This is a genomic window from Psychrobacter sp. H27, from assembly GCF_059072655.1.
This window is the reverse complement of record NZ_JCACRX010000003.1, coordinates 1-14912: the sequence shown is the minus strand read 5'-3', so window position 1 is coordinate 14912 and position 14912 is coordinate 1. Positions and strand designations below refer to the sequence as shown.

Sequence of the window (14912 nt, the reverse complement as noted above, 5' to 3'; positions counted from 1 at the left end):
CTCATAAATTCAGTGCTGCGTTCAGGTTGAAGCGCTATATATGAGGTAGGCAGCTCTTTTGATACGATAGAGAGCTTTTTTTCTGATAGCATTCTTTTGAGCGTATCCCAATCAGCTTGGTTCAGACGCGCCAAGCGATCAATCTGCTCAACTAAGATAATATCGCCTTTATGAGCATCTTCAATCAGCTGCATAAGCTTTGGTCGCACCAAAATAGCTCCTGATTCGTTTTCGACATAGAAGGCAGCAATTTTGTGGCCATGATCGTTGGCAAATGCTATGAGCTCGCTTTTGGCACGCTTAGCATCTTGTTCTTTGGTAGACGCTCGTAGATACGCTCTAATAAACATAAACACCTAAAATAGTCTGTTATAAGTGGTTCCATTATACCAGTCTGTTTTAAGTGGTCTGTTAATAGGTTTGAAGGGTGAAATAGGTGGTTCCCTTAGGGTATACCCTAAATAGAACCATCTAATATTTTATGCATAGCTTAAGTATTATGACGTGTGATTATAGGTGTTAATAATAAATGTAGTTATCAACTTATCAAAGTATTAGACTCAATGTTTCTGCCTTCATAAATGGTTGCTTTTTTGAATAAGAAGCTGGCAAATGTACAAGTTGTTGTCAGTGACAGCAGCATTGATACCAGCGTATGGCTAAAAAAGTGATCGCCAAAACTCATTTTATACAGCCCCATCGTCCAGCCTAAAACAGTCACTACTGTAAATATCCTATAGCGATATTTGTGTAGACTAGGTAAAAAAGCCAGGCCATATAAAGAGAACCCTGCACTGGCATGGGCGGCTGGGAAGCATTTGGAATCGGTTTTAGCGGTTATGTTTTGCCAAATATTCAGATAAGGTAAGTCCCCACCAAACAGCGTTAAATGATTGGGGCAACTGACATGAGTGACACTCTTTAATAGGGCAACAGTAGAAGGTACGACGATAAGAATAATCAGTAGGTAGCTTATTTCACGTACTGAAAAGGGAACCATAAATTGATTGATACTTCTATTCTTGATGATAGAAACATTATTCGAAGGCTGTCTGTATTTAATAATTAACACAGTGATTAAGTAGAGGGCTAGCAAAATCAATAATGCTTTAGGAGCATCATAAAAGATGAAAGCATAAGGCTGTGCGCCCTTTTGTATAAGCCATTGCCCATTAGTATAAAAAAGCTCGCTGATGTGAATATCAAACTGGCTATGTTCAAAGATTAACGCTGTAATGATCGTTAAGCAAAGCAGCTTAAGCCACATCCAATCAGATGAGTTATTTTCCAATGCCATTGAAATACCTTTCAATATATTAATTTGCAAAACCTCAAGTGCTATTCGCTATAAGACGTTAAATAATGCCATCAGCCATAAAACAAACAATAACAATAACGCCAAAAACTGGGCAGCAGAACCGACATCTTTAGCTATTTTAGCGAGCGGATGTTGTTCTGTAGAAGTATGGTCAACGCAGGCTTCGATACCTGTATTGAATAGCTCGACGATAAGCGATAGAAACGAAACTATTAACAGCAGCATTTTTATATAGATAGCAAAAGGCATAAATATTAAAACGATAAGTAGTAAAAAGTTAAGCCAAATAACTTGCCTAAAGGCCGCTTCATATTTATAAGCCGCTTTAAAACCATCTATCGAGTAGCCCGTCGCTTTTAAAATACGAGACAGCCCCTTTTTACCTTTAACTTCACTCGCAAAGCTATCAGCTACCAGTAGAGAGCCAGTTGTTTCTTTAAGTTTATAATCAAAATCTGCGGCTTCATTATCGAGAATAGTAGGTTTGCGAGTACTCATGTTGATTGCTTAATAGTCATTAAAGTTAGAGGGTATGGCAAGCTTTGGGAATAAAATAAAAAGTGCAATCACCGATATAATTCTTGTTGTAATGATCCCAGTGTAGGAGGGCACTGGTTAGCACTTAGGTATCATTATAAGATTGGTATCGTTAAGAAAGCGTTAAGATAAAACCCTGAAATTAAATTTATACCGTTGCTTAAGTAGGGCAATTGCGGGTTTTAGACTTTTGATATAGCGTCTTTACTAAGCTTAATACCTAAATACTGGACAAACCAAAAAGCAGTAACTAACACCTGTGCTATTGAGGTGTCGGCTACTGCTTTGACTAAAGCTATATAATTGGGCTTATCGTTCGATAGCCTTAACGATAATAAATACTAAAGCTGCTGCCCCCAGTTTTATTGGCTTGATGGGTTAATTCCCAATCCATATGCGTCATAATACGCTGCACGATACTAAGTCCTAAGCCCGACCCTTCAACCTTATTACTAAATGCCTTATCTGTGCTCGAATTGTCATCCGTTTTGCCATCCGTATTGCTATGCTCTAAACGCTCAAAGCGCTCATACAGCAGCGGCATCATACTCTCAGGAATACCAAGACCCGTATCAGTAACGACTATTTTGTCACTATCGATAGTTATGATGACTTCGCCATCATCTGTGTATTGAAAGGCATTTTTAATGAGGTTACCTAGCGCCATTTTTAGCAGTTCAGGACGCACGTTTGTAAAATACACTTGTTCAGCGATTATTGTACAAGTGACTGACTTATATTTGAGTAGATAGTTTAAGCGCTGCGCCTCATTTATAGCAATACTATTAATAGAGGTTTGCGGGGCATCCAGTTTTTCAGGGGCACGAGAGAGTAGTAATAAGGCGCTGATAATCTCAGTGGTCTCCTTTGCAGTCGTGTTGATACGGTTGGTAAATTCGCTTAAATAGCTGTCGTGCGCTAATTGGGAGGCTAATACCTCGGATGCGCCCATTATTATGGTTAAAGGGGTACGCAATTCATGGCTGACATCGCCTGTGAATAATTGCTCACGCTTTAGATACTGCTCAAGGTTATTATTTTTCTCATCAATCGCTCGTGCTAACACCCCAACTTCTGAGGGTAGGTGGGTTAATTCGGTTAAATTTTGATGATCGGTCTCTACCGCTTTTTTTAGATCTAATAAAGGCTTGATGATTTGCTTAGAGGATAAATAAGAGAATAGCGCAGCGATTAGTAAGCTCAAAAGGACCGCAATTTTTAGTGCATCAGCAAATATATCTTCTAGATTCTCAAAGATTGCTAAAACAGGATAATTCTCCATCGCCATTTCAGACCCTTCTAAGTAGGTCAAAATATAGTTTTGCTCATTTTGTGGATAAGCAAAAAAATGCAGATTAGTTTCAGTTTTACCCGCTTTATTATTTACGGTTACTCGCATTTCTTGAACGGTTCCGTTGGCTATTGTTTTTAAATTCTCAGGCGCACTACCATAACGATAAATTTTAATACCCGGATTTGCTGTATAAACAGCCTGTTCACCATATTTTTCTTGACTGATTTGTAGCTGCTGTAAAAGTCGCCCTTTCACTAAGTCCTGTTCAATTCGCATCTCAGCATACATAAAAATGCTGACGAAAGCCGTGCAAAGCAATAAAGCGAATACAAAATAGGAGATTCGAAACTTATTGGCGATTGAGTCTATAGTGAACATGGCAGACGCTTATTTAGTGTAAGGCAATAGATAGCGTAAGAAAAAATATAGATATGACTGCTTATAATAGACTCTAATCTGTAAATCGTATTGTGAAATTTTAGACTTTATCAGGGTTGATAATCTGATAGCCAACGCCCGCTATGGTCATGATCATCGGCTCAATAAACGGTTTATCAACTTGAGCGCGCACACTATGCATATGCGTACGTAAAGCATCGCTGTGAGGTATATCTTCACCCCATAATTTTTCCTCAAGCTCATTCTTATTGACGACTCGAGGTGCGGCGCTCATCAGGGTATTCAGTATTTTAAACCCTGTTGGCGTGAGCTTGAGTGATTTACCCTCACGAGTAACCGTGTGCTCATCGGTATTTAAAGACAGTTTGCCAACGGTAATATTATGTTGAAAATGATCGTCTTGATGCCGACGAATCAAAGCTTTAATACGGGATTCTAATTCGACGAGCGAAAAAGGCTTGACCAAATAATCATCAGCGCCACTATCAAAACCTGTGACTTTATCCAGAATCGTATCACGTGCCGTCAGCATGAGCACAGGTGTTTTATTATGCAATTCCTCTCGAAGCGCCTTGCACAATTTGGTGCCATCCATGCCAGGCAACATCACATCTAGTAAGATAACGTCATAACGATTATTTGAAGCTAGCGTTAAGCCACTAATGCCATTATGAGCATTGTCTAACTCAAAGCCTTTAGGCTCAAAAAAAGCGTAAATGTTGGCGACGATATCGGGATTGTCTTCAATAATAAGTATTTTATACATAATGGCTACTACTCTATAAAAAGCGTGAGGCGGATAAAAAATAATTTAATGGGTATACTGGAAAAAAGTAGGTTTTGATAGCATCTCGTCGGTGGTAATACCGAAAAATTGAAGTAAAGTTGGGGTAATAAAATCGTGTGATACTGGCTTATCAAGCATAAGGCTGTTTTTATCAATACTATTATTAGTAGGCGACCAAATAATGACAGGCACCTGCTTTTGCGCAGCGGGTGCTATAGAGTAAGGCAGGCCGTGCAAGTAGATATTATTCTCACCTAAACTCTCACCATGATCGCTAATATATACCATTACCACATCATAATCGGGCTCGTAAGTTTTTAGCGTATCAATCACGTTATTCAAGAAGTAATCGGTATAACGAATCGCATTGTCATAGCCGTTAATAACTGATTGGTCATCGCACTTGGATAGCTCATTGGTCATACAGACGGGTTTATATTCTTCAAAAGCCTTAGGATAACGCTTGTAGTAAGCGGGACCATGATTGCCCATTTGATGTAATAAAATCAGTGTATCTTTAGCAGAAGCGCCTGTTTTTACAAGCTTATCAAAACCATCAAGCATACCGATATCGCGACATTCATCATCGCAATTTGGATTGATATCGCTCGTTTTGTAGTCTTCAAAAGTCACTCGATCCGCCACGCCTTTAGAGCTTGAATTATTATCGCGCCAAATAACGTTTACGCCTTGTTTATTGAGCGTATCTAGCACGTTTTCATTATAGTCTGCTTCATCCGGATTATAGTCTGAACGATTAGCATAACTGAACATACAAGGCACTGAGTAAGCTGTAGAAGTACCGCAAGAGGTGGCATTTTTGAAGCTATAAATATTAGATTGCTTGGCAAGTAGTGGCATCGTATCGCGCTTATAACCATTTAAGCTAATATGGTCAGCGCGCACTGTTTCACCAACGACAAATACCATGAGTTTTGGTTTTGCTGTACTACCATTAGCAGCGTTACGTTTGGCATCAGTTGCGTGCAGTATCATCGTATCAGGACGGCGTAGCTCATCAATATAATCAGTACCGAGTTTGATGACTGAATAAATAGGAGTAATAGGATTGGTATAACTACGCACCATTTTATGCTGACGAAAAAAGGTGGCGTATTGATCACCAAAGGGCAATAAGCAAACGCCTACTAAGGCAATAGCCGCTATCAAAGTAGCTGTCTTTTGTAGTATCGAGCGTCGTAAGGAAGTAGGTTTTATTTTTAATTTGCTAATAATAACAGCAGGTACAACACCTAATATTAGCAGCCGAATAAAAAAGCTTAGCGACATCAGTCCCATCGCTTCTGCTTGATCAGTCTGTAAGCTATTAATTAGCATATTAGTATCAAATATGGTGCCGTAAGCATCGGTAAAATACCCGCACACAGCTGCTATCAGCACTAAAGCAATCAGCACTGGTTTGGCAATGGGTCGATAGCATAGCAACTGAACGATTAGCCACATCAAGCTAAATAATAAGCCTGAGAGAGACACTATAAAGCCAATGTTTGTGCTAAGTGGATAAACACTTAACACTTGCGTAAAAAAGCCAATATTGGCAGTAGCTATTAAATAAAGCACGACAATGATAATCAGAAAGCTAAGATTAATCTTGCGATCAAAAATTTTGCTTGCAAAGCTTTTTTTCGTATTAGCTTGATTACTAATAGTGCTAAGTGCTTGAGAGGGTAACATAAACGGGATTCTCAACAGGATCGTAAGGAATATGATTCCTTACGATAGCAAGTAGCCTGTTAAGAAGACGTTAAGGGGATTGAATAGGAGTTTGTGTTTTAGTGCTACTATTGAAATTTTTCAGGTATGTAGGATCAAAACCCCATTATTAACCACATCACCTAAGAAGAGTGAGTTTGAAAAACGTTATTATGATCTTTTAACCCTGTCAGGCAGCGATGCCTGACTCAAGTAAATCAACCTTCGATATAGTCGGGGCGTTTTACTGCCATGTACACTGACCTGCTATAAATAATGTAGGCTATTGTTATCACTAGCCTACACCCTAAGATTCAAGTCCTCACTAGGGAACCGAACCCGTGAAAGCACCTGATTGGTTAGCTAGATTATCAAGCGCCACCCCGAGTAACTAGCTGTTCAAATCAATACTCTCTACTTTACGAAAAAACTAATTACACTCCACGTTATTCCCAATAAACCTATAAAAAACCCTGCTCTAGTCATGTTTTTTTCTTTAGAAATACTACGTTGATTTGATACATATAAAGTACTAAGAGAAGCAGCTAATTGATTTATCTTATTTCTATTTACGTCATCTAGAGTATTTTGTACTAAAGAACCTTGAATATCGTTCAGTTGTATACTTATATTTTCAGGAAGCTCAGCAAAGGGTTCGTTTTTTTGATGAGCTGCTAATAGCTCTCTAATATAATCAACTGAACTAGCCAACTCTCCTTCTTCACGTATAGCTTCAGAAAGTAACATTCTCAAATTATATAGAATAGACTTTCTGTTTTGATTCCAACATTCAGCTATATGTTGCAAATCCTCATAAGTGATTTTTTCTTTTATCACACCGTCTTTTAAAGCTTGTCTGAAAGATCTTTGATCTCTACTCCCCGATAGGCTATTCATTACTGGCAAAGCTGCTAAGGAACCGAGTAAAGAGGCTGCAACAACAGAAATCGAAACTATTAGATCACTCATTTTACTAAATCCACCTTTCTTGATTAAATACCCTAGAGCTTGTACTTTGCTTTTTTGTACGCCTGATGAACAGTCTTTTGACACCATTCAAATGCTTAATCTTAAGGCTTGTTGTTCATCAACGAGGCTACGTTTTGGTTTAAGCTTAACCATTCAGCTGTATCCTCACACCTATATCCGATTATTTTTATGATTGCCTTATAATCCTCATCGAGTTTTCTTCTAAATATTGGCTCATGGTGGGCGATACGATTTCTTAATTTTCGAATCTTCTCTAAATCATTATATATCTCACCTCTTAGCACTTTTATTGCAATACTGGCATCAGTATTAGGAAAAGTAGTTCTAAAGTGAGGCAGCCACAACTGATCATCATGACGACTGGTAAACATTTTTTGCCAAAATACAAAGTTCAGTTCAGGTATGATCTTATTGACATCAGATGACTTGGTGCTTGCTTGCTTTAGGTTTCTTCTTGGATTGTCGCCATATTTAGGGTTAGGCAAAGTATTTATAAAACCGTTATTCCATGGCCATTGGTTACCGTGTAGCTTAAACAGCACCTCTGAAACCGCGTTTCTGATAGTCACCTCACAAATATGTAGGCAAGGGAAAAATGCGCCTGATACATTTGCATTCCATAGATACAATTCTAAAGCGCTATCTAAGTCAGAAGCCTCTCTTTCGTAAGTAGATAGTCTTGGTGAAGATAGCGTACCTTTTACCCTTTCACCGTTAACAGTTGAATTCATACCTAGAAAGCCTTATAATCAAATTGTGAGCTAGGGGTATCGTAGGTTAACACCTCCCCCCTAGACAGATGCGAAAACCCTGCCTTTGTGCAGGGTTTTCTTTTTTAATTTTATCAAATATTTCTTTCAATATTTGCTTTGTCTTCATTATTCTCAGCCACCATAGTACCACCCAAGTTCTCAATGAGACCCTTTAATAGCTCCCTATCTGTTTCTCTGGTTAAATATTGGGGCAGTCTCTTAGCGATATATTCTTTTAATCCATGTACCTGATCTTTTTCTAAAGTATCAATAAGAAAAGTACCCAGCAGTATTTTTTGCCGTGTCAGCTTCTTATCCAGTTTCTGTTTCTCTCTATTTATCTTAAGCTCAAGCTCGTTAATCTTCTGCTGTTCTTTTAAATCATTACCACCAAGTAAGCTCATATCCATTCCTTGATTTATTAAAATATTCATATACTTAACTATAGCAACTTCGCCAATACCTAACAACAGTTTATGATATAGTTATTTGACAGATGGTTGCGTCCCACTGACCAAGTGCGAGTTTTCGACTTCACAAATGTTTACTCCCTTCGGTCGTACATTTATGAAGTCAAAACATCGGCAGGGGTAAGACCCCCACACCCCCAACACTACGAAAATATATAGTGCTAAAAATCAAAAGCTATAGGATATAGAAATGGCTATTTTTATCGCATCGACTAAATCTATATCACGGGGTAATGGACAAAGTGCCGTTGCTTCTGCGAGCTATCGTGCTGGTGTTGAGCTTGACGATAAGCGATACGGTAAAACCCATGATTACTCTAAACGATCAGGCGTTATGAGTGCCGATATCATTTTACCGACAGCATTGGCTTCTGCTTATACTGATATTTCACGCAGCGATTTATGGAATAAGGCAGAGGCTGCCGAGAAGCGTAAAGATGCGCGTGTGGCTCGCGAATGGCTGGTCAATCTGCCCTATGAACTTGACGAGAATGACCGTAAAGATATTGCACACAAGTTCGCTCAGACGCTTGCGGATCGTTACGGCACGATTGCCGATTGTGCCATTCACAAACCAACTCAAAGAGAAATTGATCGTGGTGCCGATCCTCGTAACTTTCATGCTCATATCATGTTCACCACGCGTACCGCAGCACTTGGCAACAACAACGAGATCATATTGACTGAAAAAGCTGATATTGAGCTGTCCGACACGAAGCGTCATAAGCTTGGCATGGAACGAGTCAGTGTTGAGATTAAAGAGGTTCGCCAACTATGGGAGCAGCTTGCTAATGAAAAATTAGCCGAGCATAAGCACGATTTGATAGATTGCCGTAGCTATGCAGATCAAGGCAAAGATATTGAGCCACAGCTTAAGATGGGCAGTGTTGCGACTAAGCTGGAGCGTGACGCATATGAGACAGCTAAATTGGTAGCAATGGAAAAAGGCGAGGTATTTAACGGCATTGCGCCAGTGACGATCAGGGGTGAAATCAACGCCATGATCGCGGAGCGTAATAGTTTAGTGCTAGAAGCGTCCAATAGAATTATTTTTGAGCAGCGAGATTATGATGAACGACTTGAAACAACAAAACGATATATTGATCGAGCGGATCAAAGAATTAGAAACACAAAACGAGACATTGAGTGGTCAAGTAAGCGATGCAAAAACCTACCAAACTGGATTGATGGAAACCACAAAGCAATTGAGAGCAACACAAGAAAAAGTTCAAACACAGCACGAGCAAATGAAAAACTCACACAAAGAATTAACAACTCAAAACAAGCAATTAACAGCATCACTAAAGCTATCGGAAGATCAGATATTGAAATTAACAGCGCAGTTGAACAAAGCGCCAGACCAGCTCCAAACCCCTTTGACGACAACTACAGACGAGCCTTTTATGAGCGAAAAAGACGAATTGATCGAGAGCTTAGAGAGTACGATAGACAAGCTAAAAGAGAAAGTTACGCAGATGAGAAAGACAATAATGATCTTAGAGCGACGTTAGGCGCTTTTGCTCATCGTTTAATGACTCGACACCATGAAAAGTTCAGTTTACGCCCAGGCTTTCGCGATAATCCTGCTGATTACCCTGAAAAATTTGACTATCGCCAAGTCAAAATCCTTGATCGCTTCGCTAACAAATTGGGCTTAACCAACGATTTTGATGATTTTAGAGAGGAACAACGGCGCATTGCGGACTTGTTTACGTTTGACGTAATGCAAGACAACCTGAATGCCATGGATATATTGATTAACAGACAAAAAGAACGTAAAAACTATCATGAAGTCACAGCCGATTTTGATGTATTTCTTACTCGATTAGATGCTAGCAGAACAGCCAAAAACAATGAATTGCAAGGCTCGTTGGGTCGTAGTGACATTAGCCGAATGACGGCAGAAACGCTAACAGCGGTCAGTTATTTGGATAACATTGAGCAGTACATAAACAAAGAAACCACCGCTGAAGAATGCAAAGTATTAGCTCAGGAGCATATCAGCGAGATTCTAAGAAGAACTTCCAAGCAGTATGAACTGGCATATCAAGGATTAAGAACATTAGATAGCAATGAGAGCGTCCAGAAGCACGCTAGAGCGCTTGAATCTAGTCTAAGTGGGTTTAATACCAAATATGCTGATAAGTTGACTGAAAGCGATATCCAGAGCATTAATAACGGATTGAAAGCTCTTAGTCAGAAATTAGAGATTGCTAAACCTATCAATCGACCCTCTCCTTCTCCTTTTTAATCTTATCCACAACTTTTTTATTCACCCGTTTCTTTAAGGGTTTTTATTTATTCCTGTTTACTCCTGTTTACTCCTGTTTAAGAGACTTTTTTACCTTTTAAAATCAATGTGTTACGGAGAGAAAAAACACAAAATGAGTAGAAAAAACACAAAATGAGTAGAAAAAACACAAAATGAGTAGAAAAAACACAAAATGAGTAGAAAAAACACAAATAAAAATTTATGATATTATTTATGGTTTTATATGCTAAAGTAAAGCTTAGTTATTATTGGAAATAACAGTATATTAAGCAGGGATTCGAAAAAAATATGGAAAACAATCTAGTCGTACAATCCAATGAGCTTGTCCTAGCAGCTTATACCATGACCACTAAAGAGAAACAGCTTTTATTAACTTGTATTAGTCGTATTGATAGTAGACCTGATGCGCCAAACATTACTAAGCAAACCAAGTTCACAGTGACAGTCGAGGAAGTAGCAAAGATATTCTATAACGATAGTACTAAGAAGAATGCTTTTAGAGATTTAGAGCAAGCTAGCAATCGGCTTTTTGATAGAGAAGTTCTGATAGCACTGGAGGATAATAAAACGCTTCGTACCCGCTTTGTTAGCGGCGTTCTTTATGATCCCAACGGAGAGCAGATAACAATAACATTTGCAGAGGATGTACTGCCTTATTTGACACAGCTGAAAGCTAACTTCACAAAATATAGGCTGATGGAGGTATCTGAGCTATCAAGTATTCATTCGATACGCCTATATGAATTAATTGTTTGTTGGGTAGGTCAGTATCAATATACTAAAGCTATGAATTTAGATGATTTTCGCTACGTTATGGGCATTAAAGGTAAGTATAAGCAATTTGGACAGCTTAGAGAGCGTGTGATTGACACTGCTATAGATGAAGTCAATGAGAGTACAAACTACAAGGTCACTGTTGAGTATCACAAAAAAAGTAGAGGCAAAGGTTATGAGGGATTAACGCTCAAGTTCCATAAAAAAACATTAGACAAATTAACCAGTAAAGACGGCACCTTGTCACCGTCCGCCATTCAATCCATCGTCGATAGCGTGCAGTTTATGAATGACTATAACAACCACTCAAGCCTAAGTTATGACGGCAGAATGCATACTGATGCATTTAAGCGTGAAATGATTAATATCATACAGCGAGAGCCTGAAAGTTTTAACAAACCCAATAAAGGCTTAGAAAGTTATTTACCAAAAGTTAAACACTAACATCTTGTCCAACACGAATTATAATTGAAAGAACCACCGTTTCTTCTTCTTGGGAGCTGTTGCTGGTGTCATCGTTGGTTTTTGTTCTGGCTGTGCCTCACCATCTGATGAAAGTTGCTTGAATTCTAGTAACTTCACTTGAGCAAAATCGTGAATACTAGCGTTGGCTTTATCCAGAGTCTTGTTTAGCTGACCAATCTGTTGTTGGTAATTCTCTATCAGCTGCTTTTGATCGCTGACTTGCTGTCGAAGGTGTTCGTTCTTTAATTTCTCTAAATCTAATTGGTGTTCAAGCTCTGTACAAGACTGTCCAGCTTGACTGTTCAAGTGCGTACTATCAGGAACGTTCAGTGATTGTTCAGTACGTTTTTTGGACAAAGGTTCTCCAAATACTCGAAGCATTTCCGCAGTGTCAATTTTTTTATCTGCTGCTCTAGATAGCTCGCCATCATTAACTTTCTGATAGATTGTTGTTCTTGACACACCCCATTCTTTTGCTGCTTTCGTCACCGATATTTTCATTGTTCACCTAATGTTCAAGTACGTTTTTAGAGCCTGTACAGTTCAACTGTCCAGAACGTTCAGTGAACAACTATGGCACTCACGTGCTTGTGTGGCAAACTATAAATACTTTATACGGAAATTAGGGGTTCAGATACATAAGTGTCAATAGTCGTATGAAAATATGGTTGGGATAAGGCTTGCAAAATATTAGTCTTGCCCTAATGACAGCGATTATTATGGATGATCTATTAAATAACTAAATTAATAAATCTAATAACATATGAAATTTTAAGGCTGCTTTATCTGTATTATTTAATGTTTAGGAGAAGGTTATGAAATATGGATTTCTAACGGCTGAAAACGCTCGTATATGGCGTATTGTTCGTCGTAGTGATATATCTTCTCTGATCGAGAAAGGTCTATATAGTGCGAATCATGTTCCACCAACTGCCAACTACAAAACGATGGGTAACGAGGAAATTATAGAAAGACGTAATTCTAGAGATGTACCAATTGCAACTGGAGGAGTACTTAACGATTATGTACCTTTCTACTTTACGCCATTTTCACCTATGATGTATAACATACATACAGGGTATAATGTACCCAAGGTAGCCAATGAAGATATCATTATCTTAGTTGCTAGCTTGAATAGTCTTAAAAATAATAGCAGTGTGAATTTCGTATTTACAAATATGCATGCATTAATGGCTTACGCTGATTTTTACTCAGATCTACAGCACTTAAATAGTATTGATTGGGGAATTCTGCAAAACTGTAATTTCACACGCGTAAACATGGAGCGTTATCAAGCCGAGGCCTTAATTCATAAGCATCTTCCCATTGAGCAGTTAGAAGCAATTTTATGCTATAGCGAAACTGTTAAATCAGAAGTAGAAAGTTATTTAAAACAACATGGTAAGAATATGACAGTGAAAGTGGCGAAACATATGTATTTTACTTAAGAATTAATCGACTATTGAGTCTTGGCTATTAATGAATAGCTTAGAGCACAAATTTTATTGTATCTATCATTGGTACGTGAAAGTAAGTTATTCACTACTGTAAAGGTAGACGGAGAAAAGCTATGATTACCTATACTACTGGCAATTTGTTAGAAGCCGATGTTGAAGCACTTGTGAATACTGTGAATACTGTTGGCGTAATGGGTAAAGGTGTTGCCTTGATGTTTAAAGAGCGCTTTTCAAAGAATATGGAAGAGTACGCAGAAGCTTGCAAATCAGGCGATATTCAAACGGGTAAGATGTTTATCACACATACAGATGAGTTATCAGGAGCTACATGGATAGTTAATTTTCCTACAAAACAGCATTGGCGCAACAAGTCAAAGATGGAATGGATTGAATCAGGGTTGCAAGATTTACGTAAGTTTATTATTGAAAAAAATATCAAGTCCATTGCTATTCCTCCGCTAGGAGCAGGGAACGGCGGGTTAAAGTGGCATGAAGTAAAACCTAAAATTGTAGAGGCTTTAAATGATTTAGAGGATGTTGATATCTTTGTCTATGAGCCAACTAAACAATATCAGAACGTCAAAAATAAAGTAGGCGTTACCAATTTAACTCCTGCTAGGGCATTAGTATTAGAACTAATACGACGTTATTTGATTATTGGAATGGACTGTAGCCAAGTCGAAATACAGAAACTAGTCTACTTGCTAGACCGTAGTATTACTTCCAAAAATTTAGGTGATCCATTTAAATTGGATTTCGTTGCGAATCGCTATGGTCCTTATGCTTATAACTTAACGCATTTATTAAATAGCCTTGATGGGCATTATTTAATTTCAGATAAACGCATTACCGACATTCAAGCGTTTGAGAGTACGATCAGATTTAACTATGACCATAAGCAGGTTATACAAAGTTATTTACAAACTGAGAGTAAGAGTCAGTCATATCTGCCAGCACTAAAACAAATAATTGATGTGATAGAAGGTTTTGAGTCACCTTATGGTATGGAGTTGTTAGCGACCGTTGATTGGCTTATTCATAAAGAAGGTGTAGAACCAAAACTTGAGTGCGTTAAACAAGGTTTAGAAAAGTGGTTCATAGAATCTAATGATCTCAAATGGGGACAGCGTAAACTAGAGATATTCGATGACAAATCTTTAGCTTTAGCCATTGAACGCTTGGCTGGATTTAGTTATTCATAGCTAACAAGAAAGTATTTAAAATATTTATTCAGCTATAAGAAGCAAAAAGCCACCGAGTAGCTACTCGGTGGCTTTTTGCTAACCATCACATCTACTGCTTTAATAAGATTTATCTGGAAGGACATTATGATATCCCCCCGAAGGAATCATCTAAAAAGGCTCATTAATAGACCACTCGTAGTAGATTGCTGTAATAGAACCACTTAATGGTCAGTGATCAGTCTCTGTCTTTGGCTACGTCAGCGATCAGATGCCGTGAACACTTGGCTATTTTTTGAATATCAGAATAGCTATGACTTGATTCGAGTAGACTGGCAATGATCTTACGTTTTTCAGTATCTTTCCTACGTCCTAAATACTTACCTTCTGCCTTAGCACGAGCAACACCTTGCATCTGACGGTTACGGCGATCCTCATAATCTTTTCGAGCAATGGCTGCAAGCATATCCAGCATCATCGAGTTGATGGCCTGCAATATACTG

The 14912-nt window shown here is 38.4% G+C and carries 14 protein-coding genes and 1 pseudogene; 4 read left to right on the top strand and 11 right to left on the bottom strand.

Annotated elements, in window-relative coordinates:
- The 9 genes from AC5JPY_RS13180 to AC5JPY_RS13140 form a co-directional block, all read right to left on the bottom strand.
- The coding region (locus AC5JPY_RS13180) for a recombinase family protein (RefSeq protein ID WP_493852751.1) at window positions 1-350 on the bottom strand (350 nt) is incomplete at its 3' end.
- A gap of 188 nt (window positions 351-538) precedes the next feature.
- Window positions 539-1297 (bottom strand): PAP2 family lipid A phosphatase, encoded by a 759-nt coding sequence (locus AC5JPY_RS13175; protein WP_037058916.1) that lies wholly within the window; start codon window positions 1295-1297, stop codon window positions 539-541.
- 48 nt (window positions 1298-1345) lie between these two features.
- Window positions 1346-1816 carry a diacylglycerol kinase gene (locus AC5JPY_RS13170; RefSeq protein ID WP_025645042.1) on the bottom strand — a complete coding sequence of 157 codons (471 nt, stop codon included), beginning with the start codon at window positions 1814-1816 and terminating at the stop codon, window positions 1346-1348.
- Window positions 1817-2180: 364 nt separating this feature from the next.
- The gene (locus tag AC5JPY_RS13165) at window positions 2181-3527 is read right to left on the bottom strand and encodes a sensor histidine kinase (RefSeq protein WP_493852750.1); all 1347 of its coding nucleotides are present in this window, start codon (window positions 3525-3527) and stop codon (window positions 2181-2183) included.
- Between the two features lie 100 nt (window positions 3528-3627).
- Window positions 3628-4314, bottom strand: a complete 687-nt coding sequence (locus AC5JPY_RS13160; RefSeq protein ID WP_058025514.1) for a response regulator transcription factor — start codon at window positions 4312-4314, stop codon at window positions 3628-3630.
- 45 nt (window positions 4315-4359) lie between these two features.
- A complete protein-coding gene (locus AC5JPY_RS13155; protein ID WP_493852749.1) occupies window positions 4360-6030 on the bottom strand; it encodes a phosphoethanolamine transferase in 1671 nt (556 codons plus the stop codon).
- Between the two features lie 432 nt (window positions 6031-6462).
- Window positions 6463-7104, bottom strand: coding sequence for a hypothetical protein (locus AC5JPY_RS13150; protein ID WP_179799760.1), 642 nt, complete (start codon window positions 7102-7104; stop codon window positions 6463-6465).
- A 14-nt stretch (window positions 7105-7118) separates the two neighbouring features.
- Window positions 7119-7769, bottom strand: a complete 651-nt coding sequence (locus AC5JPY_RS13145) for an Abi family protein (RefSeq protein ID WP_179799761.1) — start codon at window positions 7767-7769, stop codon at window positions 7119-7121.
- 113 nt (window positions 7770-7882) lie between these two features.
- Complete coding sequence (locus tag AC5JPY_RS13140; RefSeq protein ID WP_179799762.1) at window positions 7883-8194, bottom strand: mobilization protein MobS; 312 nt, start codon at window positions 8192-8194, stop codon at window positions 7883-7885.
- 256 nt (window positions 8195-8450) lie between these two features.
- On the opposite strand from AC5JPY_RS13140, the gene AC5JPY_RS13135 reads away from it, so the two are divergent.
- Window positions 8451-10511, top strand: a complete 2061-nt coding sequence (locus AC5JPY_RS13135) for a MobA/MobL family protein (RefSeq protein ID WP_493852748.1) — start codon at window positions 8451-8453, stop codon at window positions 10509-10511.
- A 309-nt stretch (window positions 10512-10820) separates the two neighbouring features.
- Entirely contained in the window at window positions 10821-11750 is a 930-nt protein-coding gene (locus tag AC5JPY_RS13130) for a RepB family plasmid replication initiator protein (RefSeq protein WP_443546029.1), read from the top strand.
- Between the two features lie 18 nt (window positions 11751-11768).
- Here AC5JPY_RS13130 and AC5JPY_RS13125 read toward each other — a convergent pair whose 3' ends face one another.
- The gene (locus tag AC5JPY_RS13125; RefSeq protein ID WP_493852747.1) at window positions 11769-12272 is read right to left on the bottom strand and encodes a plasmid replication DNA-binding protein; all 504 of its coding nucleotides are present in this window, start codon (window positions 12270-12272) and stop codon (window positions 11769-11771) included.
- A gap of 314 nt (window positions 12273-12586) precedes the next feature.
- Here AC5JPY_RS13125 and darT point away from each other — a divergent pair, with 314 nt between their 5' ends.
- Together darT and darG are read left to right on the top strand one after the other, a co-directional pair.
- Window positions 12587-13219, top strand: a complete 633-nt coding sequence (gene darT, locus AC5JPY_RS13120; protein WP_443546033.1) for a type II toxin-antitoxin system toxin DNA ADP-ribosyl transferase DarT — start codon at window positions 12587-12589, stop codon at window positions 13217-13219.
- Window positions 13220-13341: 122 nt separating this feature from the next.
- A complete protein-coding gene (gene darG, locus AC5JPY_RS13115; protein ID WP_443546035.1) occupies window positions 13342-14430 on the top strand; it encodes a type II toxin-antitoxin system antitoxin DNA ADP-ribosyl glycohydrolase DarG in 1089 nt (362 codons plus the stop codon).
- A gap of 217 nt (window positions 14431-14647) precedes the next feature.
- Here darG and AC5JPY_RS13110 read toward each other — a convergent pair.
- Window positions 14648-14912: pseudogene (locus AC5JPY_RS13110) on the bottom strand (recombinase family protein); the annotation flags it as partial.

Bases quoted from the DNA above. Each gene is read 5' to 3' on its own strand.
- AC5JPY_RS13125 (WP_493852747.1), bottom strand. From the start codon at position 12,272: ATGAAAATATCGGTGACGAAAGCAGCAAAAGAATGGGGTGTGTCAAGA.
- AC5JPY_RS13130 (WP_443546029.1), top strand. From the start codon at position 10,821: ATGGAAAACAATCTAGTCGTACAATCCAATGAGCTTGTCCTAGCAGCT.
- AC5JPY_RS13165 (WP_493852750.1), bottom strand. From the start codon at position 3,527: ATGTTCACTATAGACTCAATCGCCAATAAGTTTCGAATCTCCTATTTT.
- AC5JPY_RS13160 (WP_058025514.1), bottom strand. From the start codon at position 4,314: ATGTATAAAATACTTATTATTGAAGACAATCCCGATATCGTCGCCAAC.
- AC5JPY_RS13135 (WP_493852748.1), top strand. From the start codon at position 8,451: ATGGCTATTTTTATCGCATCGACTAAATCTATATCACGGGGTAATGGA.
- AC5JPY_RS13150 (WP_179799760.1), bottom strand. From the start codon at position 7,104: ATGGTGTCAAAAGACTGTTCATCAGGCGTACAAAAAAGCAAAGTACAA.
- AC5JPY_RS13175 (WP_037058916.1), bottom strand. From the start codon at position 1,297: ATGGCATTGGAAAATAACTCATCTGATTGGATGTGGCTTAAGCTGCTT.
- AC5JPY_RS13170 (WP_025645042.1), bottom strand. From the start codon at position 1,816: ATGAGTACTCGCAAACCTACTATTCTCGATAATGAAGCCGCAGATTTT.
- darG (WP_443546035.1), top strand. From the start codon at position 13,342: ATGATTACCTATACTACTGGCAATTTGTTAGAAGCCGATGTTGAAGCA.
- AC5JPY_RS13155 (WP_493852749.1), bottom strand. From the start codon at position 6,030: ATGTTACCCTCTCAAGCACTTAGCACTATTAGTAATCAAGCTAATACG.
- darT (WP_443546033.1), top strand. From the start codon at position 12,587: ATGAAATATGGATTTCTAACGGCTGAAAACGCTCGTATATGGCGTATT.
- AC5JPY_RS13140 (WP_179799762.1), bottom strand. From the start codon at position 8,194: ATGAGCTTACTTGGTGGTAATGATTTAAAAGAACAGCAGAAGATTAAC.
- AC5JPY_RS13145 (WP_179799761.1), bottom strand. From the start codon at position 7,769: ATGAATTCAACTGTTAACGGTGAAAGGGTAAAAGGTACGCTATCTTCA.